The following is a 20,537-nucleotide window of genomic DNA, read 5'->3' as shown; positions in this document are numbered from 1 at the left end:
GGTGCCGGTTCAGCTCATCCGACGACGCCGAGAAGTCCCTTTGACCAGCGCCAGAGCGGGTGTGGCAGACGAGCCGGGCTGGACGCCGGTTCTGCCCCGCAAGGCCCAGTCCGGCTCATCCATCCCATCCAGAACGAGGATGCGGCCGGGCGCTCCATGGCTCGCTGGCGCACTACCCGAGGAAGCTGAGCCGGACCTGCCGATGCGGGTTGTCCATGTTCGTGTCGACGAGGCAGACGGACTGCCAGGTGCCGAGTACCAGTCGCCCGCCGACCACAGGCAGGGTGGCGTGCGGCGGGAGGAAGGCAGGCAGAACATGGTCCCTGCCGTGGCCGGGGCTGCCGTGCCGGTGCTGCCACCGGTCGTCGGCGGGCAGCATCGCGTGCAGCGTGGCGAGCAGATCGTCGTCGCTGCCCGCGCCGGTCTCGATGACGGCGATGCCGGCCGTCGCATGCGGGACGAAGACGTTGAGCAGGCCGTCCCTGCCGCCCGCGGTCTCCTGGAGGAACTGCTCGCAGGCGCGGGTCAGATCGGTCACCGTCTCGTCGGAGCCGGTGGAGATGTTCAGGATTCTGGTGGTGAAGGGTTCGGACATGCGGCCATCGTCTCGTTCATTCCGCAAGATCGCGTGTCCGAGCACCGAGACGCCATGGACCGGATCCGGAACATCCCCCGAACTGGGGCCGGTGGGCGCCACCTCGCCGCGGCGAGTTCACAGCCCGACCCTTCAATGACGCGCCGTCGCCGCGTGGCGCAGCGCCTCGATCAGGACCTCCACCGACGGCCGCCCGCGGGATGCGGCCCGTACGGCCACCACCACATGGCGTTCGACCACGTCGTGGAGCGGCGCCGGGGCGATGCCCTCCGAGCGCAGTCGCAGCATGAGCCCGGTCAGCGGGGCCACACCGAGCCCCGCGCCGACCATCGCCAGCGAGGTCGCGGTGTCGGTGACCTCGTGAACGACGCGCGGTTCGAACCCGGCCCGGCGGCAGGCCGTACGCACAGCACGTCCGTAGTAAGAATCGGGGGCAGGCAGGATCCACTCCCGCTCGGCCGGCTGGGTCAGCCGCCAGGCCGTCCCGGCCGGCGGCGCGTCCGGCGTCGGCACGGCCACGGAGAACCGCTCGGAGTGGAGCCGTACCAGCTCGGAGGCCTCGTCCCGGGCGAGCGGGGCGTCGGGGTAGTCCAGGCCGAGCGCCAGGTCGACCCGTCCGGCGGAGACCTCGGCGTGGGCCTGGTCGACGTCCACCTCCTGGCTGACCACCCGTACACCCGGGTGGTGCTCGCAGAGCCACTGCAGGGCGGGCGGCAGGAACGCGGACCGCCGCCGTGCCGAACACCCCGAGCCGCAACCGCGCCGCGGTCTCCGTGCGGGTGCGCTCGATCGCGGCCGCCGCCTCGGCCTGGGCCCGCAGGATGTGCCCGGCGTGTACGACCAGGGTGTGCCCGGCGTCCGTGAGCTCGACCCGCCGCCCGACCCGCCGTATCAGCAGCGCGCCCGCCGTCCGCTCCAGCACCTCGACATCGACGAGCTCTACCGGCGCATGGGCGAGCGGGGCATCACGATGATCGACCGGATCCAGGGGCCGCCGCGCTGGGACGGTCCGGATGTGCTGCTGCGCCAGACGTCGTTCCGCGCGCTGGCCGAGCCGCGCCGCTTCCGCGAGCCGGACGGGAGCGTCGGCGAAGGTTCTCTGCGGGTCCGCTTCGGCGAGGTCGAGGCGCGCGGCATCGCACTCACCCGGGCGGGCCGAGCCCTCTACGACGAGCTGATCGGCGAGCCTGCCGAGGTCTGGGCCGGCCGCTTCCCGCGCACCGAACGCCAACTGGCCGTCCAGGAAAAGGCGTTCTTCCGCTACGAACCGACAGGCGATCGGCCCCGGGACGGCCGCACCCCGCCGCGGGACCTCGCGGGCCTCGTCGACGGCGGCTGGGTGAGCGCCGACCCCATCGTCTACGAGGACTTCCTGCCCCGGTCGGCCGCCGGGATCTTCCAGTCGAACCTCACCGACGAGGGCACCAGGGACTCCACCGTCACCGGCGCCCACTACGACCAGCAGTGGCTCTCCGACGTGCTGGAGCGCCCCGTCCACGACCCCTTCGACCTCTACGCCGCTCAGCAGGACAATTCATTTCGGCAGGCCCGCCAGGCCCTCGGACTCCCCAAGGACACGCCGTGACCAGCAACAGAAATGATCGACATCTGTGACTTCGCGGTCGGTCTCTCCCGGCAGCTCTACGGGCGGACCATGGCGTCCGAGCGGCCGGGCCACCGGCTCTCGGAGAGCTGGCACCCTCTCGGCGTGGTCGGAGTGATCTCGGCCTTCAACTTCCCGGTCGCCGTCTGGTCGTGGAACACCGCGATCGCTCTGGTCTGCGGCGACACCGTCGTCTGGAAGCCCTCGGAGCTGACTGGGCTGACCGCTCTGGCCTGCGACGCCCTGCTCGCCCGCGCCGCCGCCGACACCGGCGCGCCCTCAGGTGTGCACCGGCTCCTCCTGGGCGGCCGTCAGACGGGCGAGCGGCTGGTCGACGACGCGCGCGTCGCGCTGGTGAGCGCGACCGGCTCGGTCCGGATGGGTCGCGAGGTCGCCCCCCGGGTCGCCGCCCTCTTCGGCCGCTGCCTGCTCGAACTGGGCGGCAACAACGCGGCGATCGTCACCCCCTCCGCCGACCTCGACCTCGCGGTGCGCGGGATCGTCTTCTCCGCGGCGGGCACCGCGGGCCAGCGCTGCACCACCCTGCGCCGGCTGATCGTCCACGAGGACGTCGCCGAGCAACTGCTGGAGAAGATCGTCCACGCGTACGGGCAGCTGCCGGTCGGCGACCCGTTCGAGGAAGCCACCCTGGTGGGCCCGCTGATCTCCGGCACGGCGCACCTCTCGATGACCGAGGCGCTGACGGAGGCCGAGGCCGACGGCGGGAAGATCCTCACCGGCGGCGACCGGCAGCTGGCGGAGCAGGCGCCCGACGCGGCGTACGTACGGCCCGCGGTCGTACGGATGCCGGCGCAGACGGCCGTCGTACGCCGGGAGACCTTCGCCCCGATCCTCTATGTGCTCACCTACCGGACCCTGGAGGAGGCGGTCGCGCTGCACAACGGCGTCCCGCAGGGCCTGTCGTCCAGCATCTTCACGCAGGACCAGCGGGAGGCGGAGCGCTTCCTGGCCTCCGACGGCTCCGACTGCGGCATCGCCAATGTCAACATCGGCACCTCCGGCGCCGAGATCGGCGGGGCGTTCGGCGGGGAGAAGGAGACCGGCGGCGGGCGCGAGTCGGGTTCGGACGCCTGGCGGGCATACATGCGCCGGGCGACGAACACGGTGAACTACTCGGACAGCCTGCCCCTGGCCCAGGGAGTCAACTTCCTGTAGGTCCCGCGGGGGCAGCGGGAAGTTCCACGGCCCCGGCGCGGTTGGTAGAAGCGTGAACAACTTCGGGGTGCGGGACGTTGATGTGGTCGTCATCGGCGCCGGACAGGCGGGCCTGTCCGGCGCCTACCATCTGCGGCGCGTCGGTCTGGTTCCGGACCGCGACTTCGTAGTGCTCGACCACGCCCCACGAGCGGGCGGCGCCTGGCAGTTCCGCTGGCCCTCACTGACGTACGGCAAAGTGCACGGCATGCACGCGCTGCCGGGCATGGAGCTGACCGGCGCGGACGAGGCGCGACCCTCCTCCGAGGTGATCGCTGCGTACTTCTCGGCGTACGAGGAGCGCTTCGATCTGCGCGTCCACCGGCCCGTCGACGTCACCGCGGTACGCGAGGGCGAGGGCGGGCGGCTGCTCGTGCAGACCTCGGAGGGGACCTGGTCGACGCGGGCGCTGATCAACGCGACCGGCACCTGGGACCGCCCGTTCTGGCCGCGCTACCCCGGCCAGGATGCCTTCCAGGGACGGCAGTTGCACACCGTTCACTACCCCGGGCCCGAAGAGTTCGCCGGACAGCGCGTGGTGGTGGTCGGCGGAGGGGCCTCGGGGACCCAGCATCTGATGGAGATCGCCGAGGTGGCGGCGGACACCACCTGGGTGACACGGCGGCCGCCCGTCTTTCGCGAGGGCCCGTTCAACGAGGACTTCGGGCGGGCGGCCGTGGCCATGGTGGAGGATCGCGTACGCCGCGGACTGCCGCCGCAGAGCGTGGTTTCGGTGACCGGGCTGCCGCTTAACGACGCCGTGCGGCGCGCCCTCGACTCGGGGGTGCTGGACCGGCAGCCGATGTTCGACCGGATCACGCCGACGGGAGTGGCCTGGGGCGACGGGCGGACGGTGGAGACTGATGTGATCCTCTGGGCGACCGGCTTCCGAGCGGCGATCGACCATCTCGCGCCGCTGAAGCTGCGCGAGCCGGGCGGCGGCATCCGGGTCGATGGCACTCATGCCGTACGGGACGCACGCATCCATCTCGTGGGATACGGGCCTTCGGCCTCGACTATCGGCGCCAACCGCGCCGGGCGGGCAGCGGTCCGCGAGATCATGCGGCTGCTGGAGGACGAAAAGGCACTGGTGTGAGGGCAGTCGGCGGCCGCTGAGGCCCCGAACCGCTCTCCTGGGCGGCGATCATGCCGTGCCCGACCGAATGCGGGTCGGTCAGGGTGCGACCGGGGCCAACTGCGCGTCCCTGCGCACCAGAGCGGCATAACGGCCGTCCCGGTCGAGCAGCTCCTCGTGGCTGCCGCGCTCGGCTATCCGCCCCGCGTCGAGGACCACGATCTGATCGGCGTCCCTGACGGTGGAGAGCCGGTGGGCGATGGTGATGGTGGTGCGGCCCGCGGAGAGCGCGTCGATCGCCTGCTGCACCGCGTACTCCGTGCGGGTGTCGAGGGCGCTGGTCGCCTCGTCGAGGATGAGGACTGGCGGGTCGCGCAGAATCGTCCTGGCAATGGCGAGGCGCTGCTTCTCGCCGCCGGAGAAGCGGTAGCCGCGCTCGCCGACCAGAGTGTCGTAGCCATCGGGCAGCGACGCGATGTGGTCGTGGATCTGAGCGGCGCGCGCGGCCGCCTCTATCTCCGCGGCCGTGGCGTCCGGCTTGGCGAAGCGCAGATTCTCGGCGACGGAGGCATGGAAGAGATACGTCTCCTGGGAGACGACTCCCACGGCCCGGGCGAGGGTGTCGAAGTCGAGGTCCTGTACGTCGACTCCGTCGATGGTGACTCTGCCCCCGGTGACGTCGTACAGCCGGGGCACCAGATAGCTGAGCGTGGACTTGCCTGAGCCGGTGGGCCCGACGACTGCGAGGCTGCCGCCCGCGGGCACCGTGACATCGATGCCGTCGAGGGTCGGCCGCGTCTGCTTGTCGTCGTACGCGAAGTCGACGTCCTCGAACCGCACTTCGCCGCTGATCTTCTCCAGCCGGACCGGCTTTTCTGGCTCGGTGATGTCGACCGGCAGGTCGAGATACTCGAAGATCCGCTGGAAGAGGGCGAGCGAGGTCTGCATCTGCACTCCGGTGGAGAGCAGGCTCACGGCCGGGCGGAACAGGCCCTGCTGGAGCGAGACGAAGGCGACGAGCGTGCCGATCGATATCTGGGGCCCGCCGGACTGGAGCGCGAAGCCCGCGGCCCAGTAGATCAGGGCGGGCATGGCGGCCATGACGATACCGATGGTGGACATCCGCCACCGTCCGGCCATGCTGGAGCGCACTTCGAGGTCGACGAGGCGCTCGGACTCCTCGGCGAAGGACTTGGTCAGCGAGTCGGCGCGGCCCATCGTGCGGCCGAGCAGGATGCCGCTGACGGAGAGCGACTCGGTGACGGTGGCGGCCATGGCGGCCATCTGCTTCTGACGCTGCGTGGTGATCTTCTTGCGCTCTCGGCCGACACGGCGGCTGATCCAGACGAACAGCGGCAACAGGAGCAGCGAGACGGCGGTGAGCCGCCAGTCCAGCGCCAGCATCGCGACGACGGTGGCGACCACCGCCGTGAGGTTGGAGACCAGGGAGGTCGCGGTGGAGGTCACGGTCGCCTGCATCCCGCCGATGTCATTGGCGATGCGCGACTGGACCTCTCCGGTGCGGGTCCTGGTGAAGAAGGCGAGCGGCATCCGCTGCAGCTGGGCATAGACGGCAGTACGCAGATCGTGCATGACGCGCTGGCCGACGGTGGTGGAGATCAGCGTCTGGAGCACGCCGAAGACGCTCGTCATCACCGCAGTGAGGATCATGCCCAGGGCGAGCAGGCTGAGCAGGCCGGTGCGGCCCTGCGGGATCGCGGTGTCAAGGATCTCGCGCAGCATGAAGGGGGAAGCGACCGAGACGAGCGACGCGGCGCCGACCAGCAGGCCGACCACCGCGAGGCGGCCTCGGTAGGGACGGAAGAGCCGGAGGATCCGCGGCACCTGGGCGGGCGGCTGCTCCGGATCACGTGGTGGTGGTGTCCAGTTGGACTCGGCGTCGATACGCATGGGCTCCTTCGACAAGGGTTCGACGGGATGGAAACAGTGAAGATCTTTGGGAGCATAGCTCATTGTTACCTAACTTCACAATGAGTCTGGTCCTGATATTGTTCCCACATGCTGTCCTCATCTTCAGGGCTCCCCGACCCCGACGGCCTGCTGGCCGAACAGTTGCTGCGGCTGACCAGGCGACTCCACCGCAGCCAGAAGCGGCAGCTGGAGTCGGCCGACATCGCGATCACCCCCGCCCAGTCCCGGCTGCTGCGCACCCTCGCGCATTACGACGCGCCGCCGCGCATGGCCGATCTCGCCGCCCGCCTGGAGGTGGTCCCCCGCGCCGTGACGAGCCTGGTGGACGGTCTGGAAGCGAGTGGCTGCGTACGCCGCGCCCCCGACCCGACCAACCGCAGGGTGATCCGGATCGAGCTCACCGAGACCGGCCGCGCCACGCTCAGGGCGCTGCGCGACGCGCGCCGCGCGGCCGCGGAGGACATCCTGGCTCCCTTGACCGCCGACCAGCGCGAGGTGCTCGGGGGGCTGCTGTCCACCCTGGTCGACGCGCCGGGCCCGCGCTGCTGAACGAGCCACTTTCAGGTCGCCCCAGTCGGCGCACTCCCTCCTGTCGCCCCTCCTGTCGCCCCTCCTCTCGACCCTCACGTGCCGGCCACTCATGTCGCGGCCGCGAAGGCCTTCCGCATGCGCCGGGCCAGGTCCGCCGTGAAGTCGCGCAGAAGAGTCCATGAGCTCGGACCAAGAGTCCAAACAAGTGCTCTTGCGCATCAGCAGCACCAACTACCAAGGTCCTTACCGAGGTTCATGAACCCGCCGCAGTAAAGCCGCGCAACGTCAGCTCAACGACTTGTCTCCTGGAGGCTCGATGAACGACGCAGCACAGCAGAACCCCGGTATGGCGGAGGGCGACGACGGCTGGCTGAGCCGGCGCTCCGTCCTGCGGACCACGGCCGGTGTGGCGGGCGCGGGGCTCGGCCTCGGCGCGCTCGGCACCGGCGCCGCGGCGGCGACGGAGAGCGGCACGGCCGGTGCGGCGGCGCAGGCGGCAGCCTCGCAGGCCGAACGGGAGACCGCCGAAGCGCCCGCCCGCAAGGGCAGCACGATGGCCGGGGTGCCCTTCGAGCGGCGCGGCACCGTACGCGTCGGGATCGTCGGCCTCGGCAACCGCGGCGGCAGCATGATCGACCTCTTTCTCGCCCTTTCCGGAGTCCAGGTCGTCGCCCTCTGCGACCCGGTGAAGGCCAAGACCGAGAGCGCAGCCGCCAAGGTGGTCAAGGCCGGTCAGCCCGCGCCGGCCGTCTACACCAACGGCGAGGACGACTACGAGAACCTGTGCAAACGGGGCGACATCGACTTCGTCTATGTGGCCACGCCCTGGGACTTCCACTTCGAGATGGCCAAGGCCGCCATGCTGAACGGCAAGCACGTCGGCGTGGAGTGTCCGATCGCCATGCGCCTGGACGAGCTGTGGGAGCTGGTCGACCTCTCCGAGCGCACCCGACGGCACTGCATGCAGTTGGAGAACTGTTGTTACGGCAAGAACGAGATGCGGGTGCTGCGCATGGCGCACGCCGGCAAGTTCGGCGATCTGCTGCACGGCGCGGGCGCGTACAACCACGATCTGCGCGGCCTGATGTTCGACCAGGACTACTACGAAGGGCCCTGGCGGCGACTGTGGCACACCCGGCTGCGTGGCGACCTCTACCCGAACCACGGCTTCGGCCCGGTCTCCAACTACATGGACATCAACCGCGGTGACCGTGTGACGCACATATCCAGTTTCGGTACGCCCGCGCTGGGTCTTGCCGAGTACCGGAAGGCCACCATGCCGCCGGGCGACCCGAGCTGGAAGGAGACGTACATCGAGAGCGACCGTACGATCAGCCTGGTCCAGACGGCGAAGGGACGCGTCATCCGCCTGGAACACGATGTGTCGACCCCCCATCCCTACAGCCGGATCAACAGCCTCGGCGGGACGAAGGGTGTCTTCGAGGACTACCCGGCGCGGATCTACGTCGAGCCCGACCACACCGACGACCAGTGGGGCGACTTCGCGAAGTACGCCGACTGGGACCACTGGCTGTGGAAGGAGCACTCCAACCCGCCCGGCGGCCATGGCGGCATGGACTACATCATGGTCTTCCGGCTGATGCAGTGCATGCGGCTGGGTCTCGTGCCCGACTTCGACGTGTACGACGCGGCGACCTGGACGGCCCCCGTGCCGCTGAGCCACGCGTCGATCAAGGCCAAGGGCGCACCGCAGCAGATCCCTGACTTCACCCGGGGCGAGTGGAAGAGGTCCCGCCCCGGCATGGACTCGGCCAAGCCCACTGCCTGATGCGGCAGGCGGGGCCCGGCTCGCACGGGCCGGGCCCCGCCCACCTCGACTCGCCTGGCCGACTCGCCCTTTGCGCCGATGGGCGGTACGGCGGTGACCGGGCCGGAGTGAATCGTGCGGCGCGTCCGAAGTGCCAGGGCGAGTTGTTCGATCTTGGCGTGTTGTGTGTCCTGCCGCACAAAAATCGATTGCGGGAGAGGGCTCCGAAAGGCGAACCTTGCACGGTTTCCGCCGCAATTTCGAGCCCTGGGACATCATGCAGATTCGCGATCTTCCTTACCCCGACCCCGGTGTGGCCGATGCCAGGTCAGGGCCGCGATTCCTGCTGTGGCTGGGGCGGAATCAGCTGGGCGGCCAACTGAAGGCGCTGGCCTGGGGACTGCTGCACTTCTGCGGTGTCGCCGGGCTGCCGCTGGGCGTCGGCCAGGCCGTGCAGGCGGTCGTGGACCGCTCCGGCGGTCGCCTCGCGCTCGCAGGCGCGCTCATCGTGCTGTGCGGCGTGGCGATCACCCTGGGTGACACGATGCTGCACCGCACCGCCGTCACCAACTGGATCACCGCCGCGGCACGCGTCCAGCAGCTCCTCGCACGCAAAACGGCGGACCTGGGCTCGGCGCTGACCCGCCGGGTCGCCGCCGGCGAGGTGGTCGCGGTCTCCACCGGCGACGTCGAGAAGATCGGCTGGTTCGTGGAGGCGCTCTCGCGCTTCGCCGCGGCCGCCATCACGGTGGTCCTGGTCTGCGCCGGCCTGGTCCTGTACGAGCCGGCACTGGGCGTCGTGGTCGCCGCCGGCGTACCGGTGCTGGCCCTGGCCGTACTGCCGCTGCTCCCGCGGGCCACCCGGCGCGCCGACATCCAGCGCGAGAAGGCCGGCAAGGCCACCGAACTGGCGTCGGACACCGTCGCGGGCCTTCGGGTCCTGCGCGGCATCGGCGGCGAGGAACTGTTCCTCGGCCGCTACCGCCAGGCCTCCCAGGAGGTGCGCAGGGCTGCCGTCCGCAGCGCCCGCATGTGGGCGCTGATCTCGGCGATCCAGGTGCTGCTGCCGGGTCTGCTGCTGATCACGGTGGTCTGGTACGGCGCGGGGCTCGCCCGCGACGGCCGGATCGACGTCGGCGAGCTGGTCACCGCCTTCAGCGCGGTCACGCTGCTGATGTATCCGCTGCGGCACTTCGAGGAGATCGCCATGGCGTACTCCTTCTCGCGGCCCTCCGCAATGCGGGCGGCCCGGGTGCTGTCGCTGGAGCGGACCACGTACGAGGGCGATCGAGGCGGCCTCGACGTCGCCGCCCTTCCCACCGGGGACCTCTACGACCCCGCCACCGGTCTGCTGGCCCCCTCGGGCCGGTTCACCGCCGTCGTGTGCGGCGACCCGGACGCGGCCGGGCTGCTCGCCGAGCGGCTCGGCGGTCATGCCGCCGAGGAGGAGAAGAGCCCCTCCGTCCTGCTGGGCGGGGTGGCGCTGGACGACCTGCCGCTCGATGGGGCGCGGACCTGCGTCCTCGTACAGGACAAGGACCCGGTGCTGCTCTCCGGGACGCTGTGGGAGCTGCTGGACGTGCCGGCCTCCGGCGAGGTGAGTGCCGAGGCGGCGCTGAGTGCCGCGCAGTGCGGTGACGTACTGGACGCGCTCGCGCAGGCGTCGGAACAGGACTCGCGTGACCCGATGCGGACGCGGATCACCGAGCGCGGCCGCTCGCTGTCCGGCGGGCAGCGCCAGCGGCTCGCGCTGGCCCGTTCCTTGGTCACCGACCCCGAGGTGCTGGTCCTGGACGAGCCCACGTCGGCCGTGGACTCGCACACGGAGGCGCGGATCGCGCAGGGCGTCAGGGAGCTGCGGGCCGGCCGCACCACGGTCGTGTTCGCCTCCTCACCGCTGCTGCTCGACCGTGCGGACCGGGTGGTGTTCGTGCACGAAGGCGAGGTGGCGGCGGTCGGCGTGCACCGCGAACTGCTGCACGGCAACGCCGAATACCGCGCGGTCGTCACCCGCGAGACCGAGGAAGAGCAACTCGGTGGCATTGCCGCCATCGACGAGCTGAAGGCATTGGAAGAGATCGAGGAGTCGGCATGATCGGCGTGGCGCCACCGGCGTACGACCCGGCGGCCCCGGAGGCGACGGCGACCCTGCCCGTCGGGACACCGGCGACCGTGCGGGCATACGTCAGCGAACTGCTGCGGCGGCACCGCAGAGCCTTCGTGCTGCTCGTCTCCGTCAACGCCGTCGCGGTGACCGCCTCGATGGTCGGCCCGTATCTGCTCGGCGGACTCGTCGAGGACCTGGCGGACGGGGCGCGCGAGCTCCATCTGGAGCGCACCGCCGCGCTGTTCGCGCTCGCGCTGGTCGTGCAGACCGTGTTCGTGCGGCTGATGCGGCTGCGCGGGGCGATGCTCGGCGAGGAGATGCTGGCCGACCTGCGCGAGGACTTCCTCGTACGGTCGGTCGGGCTGCCGCCCGGTGTGCTCGAGCGGGCCGGTACGGGCGATCTGCTCTCCCGTATCACCACCGACATCGACCGGCTGGCCAACGCGATGCGCGAGGCCGTGCCGCAGCTGGCGATCGGCGTGGTGTGGGCCGGCCTGCTGATCGGCGCGCTCACGGTGACCGCGCCGCCGCTGGCGCTCGCGGTGCTCGTCGCCGTCCCGGCTCTGGTGATCGGCTGCCGCTGGTACTTCAGGCGGGCGCCCTCCGCGTACCGCTCGGAGGCAGCCGGATACGCGGCGGTCGCCGCCGTGCTGGCCGAGACCGTGGACGCAGGGCGGACGGTGGAGGCGCACCGCCTCGGCGGACGCCGGGTGGCACTGTCGGAGCAGCGGATCAAGGAGTGGACCGCGTGGGAGCGCTACACGCTCTATCTACGGTCGGTGCTCTTCCCCGTCCTCAACGTGACGCATGTGACGATCCTCTGCTCGGTGCTGCTGATCGGCGGCGTCTTCGTACTGCAGGGGTGGATCAGCGTCGGGCAGCTGACGACGGGCGCCCTGCTCGCGCAGATGCTGGTCGACCCGGTCAACCTGATCCTGCGCTGGTACGACGAGCTCCAGATCGCCCAGGTGTCGATCGCCCGCCTGGTCGGCGTACGTGACCTCGAGCCGGACGCCGGCGACGCGGGCGTGGTGCCGGTCGGCCGCAAGGTTCGCGCCGACTCGGTGCACTTCGGCTACCGCGAGGGCGTCGACGTGCTGCACCGGGTGACGCTGAATGTCGAACCGGGCACCCGGGTGGCCCTGGTCGGTCCCTCGGGCGCCGGCAAGTCCACGCTCGGCCGGCTGCTCGCGGGCATCTACGCACCGCGCGCGGGACGGATCACGCTCGGGGACGCGGAGCTGGCCGAGATGCCCGCCGAGCGGGTCCGTGAGCATGTGGCGCTGGTCAACCAGGAGCACCACGTGTTCGTGGGCTCCCTGCGCGACAATCTCCGGCTGGCCCGTACGGGCGCGTCGGACGTGGAGTTGTGGGCCGCGCTCGGAGCGGTCGACGCGGACAGCTGGTCGCGGGCGCTGGACGACGGCCTGGACACCGAGGTCGGCTCGGGCGGCCTCGCCCTCACCCCGGCCCAGGCCCAGCAGATCGCCCTGGCCCGGCTGGTCCTCGCGGACCCGCACACGCTGGTCCTGGACGAGGCGACCTCACTGCTCGACCCGCGCGCGGCCCGCCATCTGGAGCGCTCGCTCTCCAGGGTCCTGGACGGCCGCACGGTGGTGGCCATCGCGCACCGCCTGCACACCGCGCACGACGCGGATGTGATCGCGGTGGTGGAGGAGGGCCGGATCAGCGAACTGGGCAGCCACGACGAACTCGTCGCGGCCGAGGGCGCGTACGCGGCGCTGTGGCGGTCCTGGCACGGGTAAGGGCGGAAGCGGCTGGCAGTCCCGCGCAGCTGTCGCGACGCGGGAGTGCCGTAGAAGTAGACCAACAACGACTATTGCCGTCGTAACGACGATTGTCGTCGTTGCTGCGATCGAAGTGGCGGCTCCGGTTGTCGTCAAAGCGGCCCGAGTTGCCGTGCAATCGTCGCGACTATCGCAGGATTATCAACACCCGCAAGAATTGACTGTCGTGGAAATGACGAAAGTCATCGAAGCCGCGGTGCCGGTCGTCAAAGCGGCCCGAGTTGCCGCCGACGCAGAAGCCGTCACGATCCCAGTTGTGGCAACCGTTCGACGAAACGGAGTTGGACGTACTGGCGGCACTGGCCACGCCGGCTCCACCAAAGGCCAGAGCCAGAGCAGCGAACAGGCTGGCGAGCAGCCGGAAACTCTTGGATGTCATTACCCGCATGGTGCTTTCCCTTCCCGGAAGCGTAGACGGGTCCGAGCCCTGCACGGCCGCGGTGGCGTCAACACCAGTGAGGCAGTGATGCGTTTCGCGAAAGGGTCCGGTACATCGGCCTTGAATATGGCAGGGGTTGCCCTCGTCATGGCTGATGTATCGCCATGAACGGCAGGAGTTGCCATCGCCGACTCACGCGCTGAATGCGCGGCATCGGGCCCACCTGGGCTGCTGAGTGCAGCAGACCCCGGGGCGGGGCATCCGTCAATTGAGATTTTCCGTCTTCACGCGAGGCGTGAAGACGAATATTTCATTCAATCTTGCATCCAACGTAGACATACGCGCCTAAAGAAGTCAAACGCGGCATATGCCCCCGGGCGCACAGGGAGTCGGCTACGGCTCCATGCGCATTTTTCTTTCGCCGTCAGGCAATTGGCGCCCTGCCCGGGCCGAGGCGCCCCGCCATTGGCGCGCCCCCCTCATAGGTATCCGAGGGCCGCCGCGCCGCCCACTCCCCCGAGCAGCATGAACGCCGGCATCAGCACCTTCAGCTCCACCCAGCTGCCCGCCCTGAACCGCATCGGCTTGGGCGGCCCCAGCGCGTACCAGCGCTTGCGCCCCACGGGTATCGGCCACAGTATCGGGCAGCCCGAGACCGTCAGCGCGTCGCCGATGTCGTGCACCAGCGCGCCCAGCACGATCGGCAGGCCCAGCCACAGATACTCCTGGCCGGGGGCGGTGAACAGCCAGTCCGCGCCGTTGCCCGGCTTGTCGAGGATGTCGGCCAGGATCCACGCGCTCGTCGCGCCGAGCAGCCACACCAGTACGTCACTGGAGACCCGCGCCGCCCGCCACAGCAGGCCTTCGACCGCGAGCACCAGGTGGATGAAGAGGATCACGAGGACCGCCCAGCGGCCGCCGGTGATCGCCAGCGCGGAGGTGCCCGCGCCGATCAGGACCGCCCACAGCCAGGTGTGGGTGAGCGTGCGGTGGCCGCCCGTCCTGCGCTTGTCGCCCTGTTTCTTCGTCGCTTTGTAGACCGCGTACGACAGCTTGTCGACGACCTCGCACAGTCCGCGCGAGATGGGCCCGAAGGCCCGCGAGATCGTCGCCGCCTTGTGGTCGAGGTCCGGCGCCAGCGCCGCGCCCGCGCAGAGCAGCGCTCCGACGACGAGGACCGGCCACGGCATCGGGTGGCCTGCGGCAGCGGTCGCCGCGCCCACCCCCAGCCAGGCAGCCGCCCCGGACAGAGAGTGCGCCGGTCCCATCATTTACGTTCCCGCCCCATTTGCTCTTGTGGTGAAGCCCAGTTGACAGGGCAGCGTATCGTCCGTGATCTTGCCGTCGCCGTCCGGTTCCCTGATCGGAGGTGAAGGCAGGCAAGATGGGGGGTGTGACCCTTATCGATCAGCTGCCGCCGGATGCCGACCCCGATGCCCTCTTCGAAGCCTTCTCGTCATGGGCCGAAGGCCAGGGCATCACGCTCTACCCGGCTCAGGAGGAGGCGCTGATCGAGGTGGTTTCCGGGGCAAATGTGATCCTTTCCACCCCCACGGGCTCCGGCAAGAGCCTCGTCGCCGCGGGCGCCCACTTCACGGCTCTGGCCCAGAACAAGGTCACGTTCTACACAGCGCCGATCAAGGCGCTGGTCTCCGAGAAGTTCTTCGACCTCTGCAAGCTCTTCGGCACCGAGAACGTCGGCATGCTGACGGGCGACGCGTCCGTCAACGCCGACGCTCCGGTCATCTGCTGCACCGCCGAGGTGCTGGCCTCCATCGCCCTGCGCGACGGCAAGGACGCCGACATCGGCCAGGTCGTGATGGACGAGTTCCACTTCTACGCCGAGCCGGACCGCGGCTGGGCCTGGCAGATCCCGCTGCTCGAACTGCCGCAGGCGCAGTTCATCCTGATGTCGGCGACCCTCGGCGACGTCTCCCGCTTCGAGGGGGACCTGACCCGCCGCACCGGCCGTCCCACCTCCGTCGTCCGCTCCGCGTCCCGCCCGGTCCCGCTCTCGTACGAGTACCGGCGCACCCCGATCACGGAGACGCTGACCGAGCTGCTCGAGACCAAGCAGGCGCCGGTCTACATCGTGCACTTCACGCAGGCGGCGGCCGTGGAGCGGGCCCAGTCGCTGATGAGCATCAATATGTGCTCGCGCGAGGAGAAGGACCAGATCGCCGAGCTGATCGGTAGCTTCCGCTTCACCACCAAGTTCGGCCAGAATCTCTCCCGTTTCGTACGGCACGGGATCGGCGTCCATCACGCCGGCATGCTCCCCAAGTACCGGCGGCTGGTCGAAAAGCTGGCCCAGGCAGGCCTGTTGAAGGTCATCTGCGGTACGGACACCCTCGGCGTCGGCGTCAACGTCCCCATCCGCACGGTGCTGTTCACCGCGCTCACCAAGTACGACGGCACTCGTGTGCGCACCCTGCGCGCCCGCGAGTTCCACCAGATCGCCGGCCGCGCGGGCCGGGCCGGCTTCGACACGGCCGGTCTGGTCGCCGCCCAGGCGCCCGAGCATGTCATCGAGAACGACAAGGCTCTCAGCAAGGCGGGAGACGACCCGAAGAAGCGCCGCAAGGTCGTCCGCAAGAAGGCGCCCGAGGGCTTCGTCGCCTGGTCGGACACCACCTTCGACAAGCTCATCGACTCCGATCCCGAGCCGCTGACCTCCCGCTTCCGGGTCACACACACCATGCTGCTGTCGGTCATCGCCCGCCCCGGCAACGCCTTCGACGCGATGCGCCGGCTCCTGGAGGACAACCACGAGCCGCGCAAGAACCAGCTCCGCCACATCCGCCGGGCGATCGCCATCTACCGCTCGCTCCTCGACGGCGGCGTCGTCGAGCGGCTTGACGGGCCGGACGCGGAAGGCCGGATCGTCCGGCTGACCGTCGACCTCCAGCAGGACTTCGCGCTCAACCAGCCGCTGTCCACCTTCGCACTGGCCTCCTTCGAGCTGCTCGACCCCGAATCGCCTTCGTACGCCCTGGACATGGTGTCGGTCGTCGAGTCGACGCTGGACGATCCGCGCCAGATCCTCGCCGCCCAGCAGAACAAGGCGCGCGGTGAGGCCATCGGCGCGATGAAGGCGGACGGCGTCGAGTACGAGGAGCGGATGGAGCGGCTCCAGGAGGTCTCGTACCCCAAGCCGCTGGAAGAGCTGCTGTGGCACGCGTACGACGTCTACCGCAAGAGCCATCCGTGGGTCGGTGACCACCCGGTCTCGCCGAAGTCGGTCATCCGTGACATGTACGAACGGGCCCTGTCCTTCACGGAGTTCACCTCCCACTACGAGCTCGCCCGCACCGAGGGCATCGTGCTGCGCTATCTCGCGAGTGCGTACAAGGCGCTGGAGCACACCATCCCGGACGATCTGAAGTCCGAGGATCTCGAGGACCTGATCGCCTGGCTCGGTGAGATGGTGCGGCAGGTCGACTCCAGCCTGTTGGACGAGTGGGAGCAGCTTGCCAACCCGGAGATCGAGACCGCCGAGCAGGCTCAGGAGAAGGCCGACCAGGTCAAGCCGGTCACGGCCAATGCCCGCGCCTTCCGGGTGCTCGTGCGAAACGCCATGTTCCGCCGGGTGGAGCTGGCCGCGCTGGACCAGGTCGGCGCGCTCGGCGAGCTGGACGCCGAGTCCGGCTGGGACGCGGAGGCCTGGGGCGAGGCGATGGACAAGTACTGGGACGAGTACGAGGACCTGGGCACCGGGCCGGACGCGCGTGGGCCGAAGCTGCTCTTGATCGAGGAGGACGCGCAGCACGGACTGTGGCGGGTCCGGCAGATCTTCGCCGACCCGAACGACGACCATGACTGGGGTATCAGCGCGGAGGTCGATCTGGCGGCCTCCGACGAGGAGGGCCGGGCCGTCGTGCGCGTCACCGACGTCGGCCGGCTCTGACACTGGGAACACAGGAGAACACCCGATGACGAACCCGGCCGAGCGCCTGGTCGATCTGCTCGACCTGGAGCAGATCGAGGTCAATATCTTCCGCGGGCGCAGCCCCGAGGAGTCCCTGCAACGGGTTTTCGGCGGGCAGGTGGCGGGCCAGGCGCTGGTCGCGGCCGGCCGCACCACCGACGGCGAGCGCCCGGTCCACTCGCTGCACGCGTACTTCCTGCGCCCGGGCATCCCCGGGGTGCCGATCGTCTACCAGGTCGAGCGCGTGCGGGACGGCCGGTCGTTCACCACCCGCCGGGTCACGGCGGTGCAGCAGGGCAAGACCATCTTCAATCTGACCGCCTCCTTCCACCGGCCGGAGGAGGGCAGCATCGAGCATCAGCTGCCGCCGCGTCTCGACTTCCCGGACCCCGAGACCCTCCCCACGGTCACCACGGAGATCCGTGAGCATCTGGGCGAGCTGCCCGAGGCGCTGGAGCGGATGGCCCGCCGCCAGCCCTTCGACATCCGCTATGCCGAGCGGCTGCGCTGGACCCCGGAGGAGATCAAGGAGGCGGACCCGCGCAGCGCGGTGTGGATGCGCGCGGTCGGGCCGCTGGGCGACGACCCGCTGGTGCACACCTGCGCGCTGACATACGCGAGCGACATGACGCTCCTCGATGCCGTCCGCATCCCGGTGGAGCCGCTGTGGGGCAGGCGCGGCTTCGACATGGCCTCCCTGGACCACGCGATGTGGTTCCACCGGCCCTTCCGCGCGGACGAGTGGTTCCTGTACGACCAGGAGTCGCCGATCGCGACGGGCGGCCGGGGACTGGCGCGCGGCCGTATCTACGACCGTGGGGGCAATCTTCTGGTATCGGTCGTGCAGGAAGGTCTCTTCCGTCCCTGGAGTTCACAATGAACGTCGACTGCCTGCCACTGAGGAGATATCCATGACCCTGTACGACATCCCGCTGCGCACGCTCACCGGTGAACCCGCCTCGCTCGCCGACTACCGGGGCAAGGCCGTCCTGCTGGTGAACGTCGCCTCCAAGTGCGGGCTGACCCCGCAGTACGCCGGTCTGGAGCGGCTGCAGAAGCAGTACGGCGACCAGGGGTTCAGCGTCCTCGGCGTGCCGTGCAATCAGTTCGCGGGCCAGGAGCCGGGCAGCGCGGAGGAGATCCAGTCCTTCTGCTCGGCCACCTACGGCGTGACCTTCCCGATGCTGGAGAAGACGGATGTGAACGGGGCCGACCGGCACCCGCTGTACACGGAGCTGACGAAGGTCGCGGACGCCGACGGCGAGGCGGGCGACGTCCAGTGGAACTTCGAGAAGTTCCTCATCGGCAAGGACGGCCAGGTCGTGGCCCGGATCCGGCCGTCCACGGAGCCCGAGGCCGCGGAGGTCGTCGCCGCGATCGAGGCGCTGCTCGCCGCCTGACCTCGCTGCGGGTTCGCGCCCGGTCGCGGTCCTCTCAATCGCCGGACGGGCTTGATGACCAGCCCGTCCGGCGCTTGAGGTCGGGAAACTAGCGGATCGGCATGCCCGAGAGGGTTCTGGCGATCACCAGGCGCTGGATCTCGCTGGTGCCCTCAAAGATCGTGTAGATAGCGGCGTCGCGGTGCATGCGCTCCACCGGGTACTCGCGGGTGAAGCCGTTGCCGCCCAGGATCTGGACGGCCTGCGCCGTGACCTTCTTCGCGGCCTCGGAGGCGTACAGCTTGGACATGGAGCCCTCGGCGGAGGTGAACGGCTTGCCCGTCGCCGCCATCCAGGAGGCGCGCCACACCAGCAGCCGCGCGGCGTCGATCTGGGTACGCATGTCGGCCAGTTGGAAGGCTATGCCCTGGTTGTCGATGATCGGGCGGCCGAACTGGCTGCGGGTGCTGGCGTAGTCGAGGGCGACTTCGTACGCGGCGCGGGCGGTGCCCACCGCCATCGCGCCGACGGCCGGGCGGGACGCCTCGAAGGTGGCCATGGCCGCGTTCTTCAGACGCTCGCCGCCCGCCTTGGCCTTCTCATGCGCCCGGGCCAGACGCTCGTCGAGCTTCTCCTTGCCGCCGAGCAGGCAGTGCCCGGGGACGCGGACATCCTCCAGGACCACCTCGGCGGTGTGGGACGCGCGGATGCCGTGCTTCTTGAACTTCTGGCCCTGCGAGAGGCCGGGGGTCTGCGGCGGGACGATGAAGGAGGCGTGGCCCTTGGAGCCGAGCTCCGGGTCGACGACGGCGACCACGACATGGACGCCCGCTATGCCGCCGTTGGTCGCCCAGGTCTTGGTGCCGTTCAGCACCCATTCGTCCTTGGCCTCGTCGTATACCGCGCGGGTACGCATCGCCCCGACGTCGGAGCCGGCGTCCGGCTCCGAGGAGCAGAAGGCCGCGACCTTGACGTCGTCCACGTCGCCGTACATCTGGGGGATCCAGGTGCCGATCTGCTCCTCGGTGCCGTTCGCGAGGACGCCGACGGCCGCGAGCCCGGTGCCGACGATCGAGAGCGCGATGCCGGCGTCGCCCCAGAAGAGCTCCTCCAGCGCCATCGGGATGCCGAGGCCGGTCGGGTCGAAGAACTGCTGGGCGTAGAAGTCGAGGGAGTAGATTCCCACCTTGGCCGCTTCCTGGATCACCGGCCAGGGGGTTTCCTCACGCTCGTCCCACTCGGCGGCGGCCGGGCGGATCACGTCCTTGGCGAAGCCGTTCAGCCAATCGCGGACCTGCTTCTGGTCGTCGTTGAGTTCGAGCGTGAACTCGGCCATGTTTCCTCCAGCACTGCGGCGACTTCCTGCGTGTTACTTGCGGTAACCGAAGTGTGTTACCGGCAAGTAGTGCATGTCAACCAGCCATGACCGGTTGACCTGTCACGGCGCTCGGGGTGTTACGTTGCGCAGGCGTCACGCAATCGCTCGGGTGGGGAGATACAACCATGGAGACCACACAGCAGGCGGCGGCCCAGCAGAAGCCGGCCGACCAGCGGCGCCGGGAGCTGCTCGAGGCGGCCGACCGGGTGGTGCTCCGGGACGGGCCACAGGCCTCGATGAACGCCATCGCCGCGGAGGCGGGCATCACCAAGCCCATCCTGTACCGGCACTTCGGCGACAAGGGCGGCCTGTACCGGGCGCTCGCCAAGCGCCACACGGACGCGCTGCTGGACGCGTTGAGGGCGGCGGTCGACGCGCCCGCGGACCGCCGCGAGCGGGTCGAGGCCACGCTGGACACGTATCTCGCTGCGATCGAAGCGCGCCCGCAGGTCTACCGCTTCCTTATGCATCCGGCCGAGGACGCCCAGCCGTCGGAGGCGGGCTTCGACGTCGGCCGCCACTCGGCGCCGCTGCTGCGCCGGCTCGGCGAGGAGTTGGCGAAGGTGATCCACGACCGGGTCGACCTCGGCCCCGGCAGCGAGCAGCTGGCACGGGTGTGGGGCCACGGCATCGTCGGCATGATGCACGCGGCGGGCGACTGGTGGCTCGGCGAACGCCCTTGCTCCCGTGCGGAGTTGGTGCGCAGCCTGGCCGATCTGCTCTGGGGCCGCCTGGCGGCGGCGGGCGACCGCGCGGGCGGCCCGGGCTTCTAGGGGCCTTGCCGGCCGGGGCTCCGCCCCGGAGTCCGGTACTCGCGCTGGGAGTGCCCTACGCCCGCA

The 20,537-nt window shown here is 70.0% G+C and carries 15 protein-coding genes and 2 pseudogenes; 11 read left to right on the top strand and 6 right to left on the bottom strand.

Translation table 11 applies throughout. The features are described from left to right. Window positions 1-172: 172 nt before the first annotated feature. Both ACFYWY_RS10315 and ACFYWY_RS10310 read right to left on the bottom strand, forming a co-directional pair. Window positions 173-595 carry a YjbQ family protein gene (locus ACFYWY_RS10315; protein WP_389182711.1) on the bottom strand — a complete coding sequence of 141 codons (423 nt, stop codon included), beginning with the start codon at window positions 593-595 and terminating at the stop codon, window positions 173-175. A gap of 132 nt (window positions 596-727) precedes the next feature. Beyond that, on the bottom strand, window positions 728-1,264 hold the full coding sequence (locus ACFYWY_RS10310) for a LysR substrate-binding domain-containing protein (RefSeq protein ID WP_389182708.1): 537 nt from the start codon (window positions 1,262-1,264) through the stop codon (window positions 728-730). Between the two features lie 253 nt (window positions 1,265-1,517). Here ACFYWY_RS10310 and ACFYWY_RS10305 point away from each other — a divergent pair. From ACFYWY_RS10305 to ACFYWY_RS10295, 3 genes and pseudogenes are all read left to right on the top strand, one after another. Continuing rightward, window positions 1,518-2,180, top strand: a pseudogene (locus ACFYWY_RS10305) (2-oxoadipate dioxygenase/decarboxylase family protein); the annotation flags it as partial. Window positions 2,181-2,189: 9 nt separating this feature from the next. Further along, a pseudogene (locus ACFYWY_RS10300) lies at window positions 2,190-3,374 on the top strand (aldehyde dehydrogenase family protein); the annotation flags it as partial. A 67-nt stretch (window positions 3,375-3,441) separates the two neighbouring features. Further along, window positions 3,442-4,509, top strand: a complete 1,068-nt coding sequence (locus tag ACFYWY_RS10295; protein ID WP_389183094.1) for an NAD(P)-binding domain-containing protein — start codon at window positions 3,442-3,444, stop codon at window positions 4,507-4,509. 78 nt (window positions 4,510-4,587) lie between these two features. On the opposite strand, the gene ACFYWY_RS10290 is transcribed toward ACFYWY_RS10295, so the two are convergent. Continuing rightward, on the bottom strand, window positions 4,588-6,399 hold the full coding sequence (locus ACFYWY_RS10290) for an ABC transporter ATP-binding protein (RefSeq protein ID WP_389182705.1): 1,812 nt from the start codon (window positions 6,397-6,399) through the stop codon (window positions 4,588-4,590). Window positions 6,400-6,507: 108 nt separating this feature from the next. Between ACFYWY_RS10290 and ACFYWY_RS10285 the strand changes: the two genes are divergently transcribed. The 4 genes from ACFYWY_RS10285 (at window position 6,508) to ACFYWY_RS10270 (ending at window position 12,592) form a co-directional block, all read left to right on the top strand. Then, entirely contained in the window at window positions 6,508-6,969 is a 462-nt protein-coding gene (locus tag ACFYWY_RS10285) for a MarR family winged helix-turn-helix transcriptional regulator (protein ID WP_389182702.1), read from the top strand. Window positions 6,970-7,267: 298 nt separating this feature from the next. Further along, window positions 7,268-8,740 (top strand): Gfo/Idh/MocA family protein, encoded by a 1,473-nt coding sequence (locus ACFYWY_RS10280; RefSeq protein ID WP_389182699.1) that lies wholly within the window; start codon window positions 7,268-7,270, stop codon window positions 8,738-8,740. A 256-nt stretch (window positions 8,741-8,996) separates the two neighbouring features. Beyond that, on the top strand, window positions 8,997-10,814 hold the full coding sequence (locus tag ACFYWY_RS10275) for an ABC transporter transmembrane domain-containing protein (RefSeq protein ID WP_389183091.1): 1,818 nt from the start codon (window positions 8,997-8,999) through the stop codon (window positions 10,812-10,814). Beyond that, window positions 10,811-12,592, top strand: a complete 1,782-nt coding sequence (locus ACFYWY_RS10270) for an ABC transporter ATP-binding protein (RefSeq protein WP_389182696.1) — start codon at window positions 10,811-10,813, stop codon at window positions 12,590-12,592. Before ACFYWY_RS10275 ends, ACFYWY_RS10270 begins: the two co-directional genes overlap by 4 nt. 169 nt (window positions 12,593-12,761) lie before the next feature. On the opposite strand, the gene ACFYWY_RS10265 is transcribed toward ACFYWY_RS10270, so the two are convergent. Both ACFYWY_RS10265 and ACFYWY_RS10260 read right to left on the bottom strand, forming a co-directional pair. Beyond that, a complete protein-coding gene (locus ACFYWY_RS10265; protein WP_389182693.1) occupies window positions 12,762-13,013 on the bottom strand; it encodes a hypothetical protein in 252 nt (83 codons plus the stop codon). 479 nt (window positions 13,014-13,492) lie between these two features. Then, window positions 13,493-14,284, bottom strand: coding sequence for a metal-dependent hydrolase (locus ACFYWY_RS10260; protein WP_389182690.1), 792 nt, complete (start codon window positions 14,282-14,284; stop codon window positions 13,493-13,495). A 122-nt stretch (window positions 14,285-14,406) separates the two neighbouring features. Here ACFYWY_RS10260 and ACFYWY_RS10255 point away from each other — a divergent pair, with 122 nt between their 5' ends. From ACFYWY_RS10255 to ACFYWY_RS10245, 3 genes are read left to right on the top strand one after another with little or no spacing between them, the layout of a single operon-like run. Continuing rightward, a complete protein-coding gene (locus ACFYWY_RS10255; protein ID WP_389182687.1) occupies window positions 14,407-16,920 on the top strand; it encodes a DEAD/DEAH box helicase in 2,514 nt (837 codons plus the stop codon). Window positions 16,921-16,945: 25 nt separating this feature from the next. Further along, window positions 16,946-17,821 (top strand): acyl-CoA thioesterase, encoded by an 876-nt coding sequence (locus ACFYWY_RS10250; protein ID WP_389182684.1) that lies wholly within the window; start codon window positions 16,946-16,948, stop codon window positions 17,819-17,821. Window positions 17,822-17,852: 31 nt separating this feature from the next. After that, on the top strand, window positions 17,853-18,341 hold the full coding sequence (locus ACFYWY_RS10245) for a glutathione peroxidase (protein WP_389182681.1): 489 nt from the start codon (window positions 17,853-17,855) through the stop codon (window positions 18,339-18,341). An 88-nt stretch (window positions 18,342-18,429) separates the two neighbouring features. Here the strand turns inward: ACFYWY_RS10245 and ACFYWY_RS10240 are convergent, their stop codons facing one another. Continuing rightward, the gene (locus ACFYWY_RS10240; protein ID WP_389182678.1) at window positions 18,430-19,656 is read right to left on the bottom strand and encodes an acyl-CoA dehydrogenase family protein; all 1,227 of its coding nucleotides are present in this window, start codon (window positions 19,654-19,656) and stop codon (window positions 18,430-18,432) included. 167 nt (window positions 19,657-19,823) lie between these two features. Between ACFYWY_RS10240 and ACFYWY_RS10235 the strand changes: the two genes are divergently transcribed. Further along, window positions 19,824-20,471 carry a TetR family transcriptional regulator gene (locus tag ACFYWY_RS10235; protein ID WP_389182675.1) on the top strand — a complete coding sequence of 216 codons (648 nt, stop codon included), beginning with the start codon at window positions 19,824-19,826 and terminating at the stop codon, window positions 20,469-20,471. Window positions 20,472-20,537 lie beyond the last annotated feature (66 nt).

It is taken from the genome of Streptomyces sp. NPDC002870, from assembly GCF_042888505.1.
Classification (GTDB): domain Bacteria; phylum Actinomycetota; class Actinomycetes; order Streptomycetales; family Streptomycetaceae; genus Streptomyces.
Note: the sequence above shows the minus strand (reverse complement) of the source record. Positions and strands in the feature narration are given on the sequence as shown.

Coding starts and splice junctions, on each gene's coding strand:
- ACFYWY_RS10315 (WP_389182711.1), bottom strand. CDS start 595: ATGTCCGAACCCTTCACCACCAGAATCCTGAACATCTCCACCGGCTCC.
- ACFYWY_RS10240 (WP_389182678.1), bottom strand. CDS start 19,656: ATGGCCGAGTTCACGCTCGAACTCAACGACGACCAGAAGCAGGTCCGC.
- ACFYWY_RS10275 (WP_389183091.1), top strand. CDS start 8,997: ATGCAGATTCGCGATCTTCCTTACCCCGACCCCGGTGTGGCCGATGCC.
- ACFYWY_RS10265 (WP_389182693.1), bottom strand. CDS start 13,013: ATGACATCCAAGAGTTTCCGGCTGCTCGCCAGCCTGTTCGCTGCTCTG.
- ACFYWY_RS10280 (WP_389182699.1), top strand. CDS start 7,268: ATGAACGACGCAGCACAGCAGAACCCCGGTATGGCGGAGGGCGACGAC.
- ACFYWY_RS10260 (WP_389182690.1), bottom strand. CDS start 14,284: ATGATGGGACCGGCGCACTCTCTGTCCGGGGCGGCTGCCTGGCTGGGG.
- ACFYWY_RS10250 (WP_389182684.1), top strand. CDS start 16,946: ATGACGAACCCGGCCGAGCGCCTGGTCGATCTGCTCGACCTGGAGCAG.
- ACFYWY_RS10270 (WP_389182696.1), top strand. CDS start 10,811: ATGATCGGCGTGGCGCCACCGGCGTACGACCCGGCGGCCCCGGAGGCG.
- ACFYWY_RS10235 (WP_389182675.1), top strand. CDS start 19,824: ATGGAGACCACACAGCAGGCGGCGGCCCAGCAGAAGCCGGCCGACCAG.
- ACFYWY_RS10290 (WP_389182705.1), bottom strand. CDS start 6,399: ATGCGTATCGACGCCGAGTCCAACTGGACACCACCACCACGTGATCCG.
- ACFYWY_RS10285 (WP_389182702.1), top strand. CDS start 6,508: ATGCTGTCCTCATCTTCAGGGCTCCCCGACCCCGACGGCCTGCTGGCC.
- ACFYWY_RS10245 (WP_389182681.1), top strand. CDS start 17,853: ATGACCCTGTACGACATCCCGCTGCGCACGCTCACCGGTGAACCCGCC.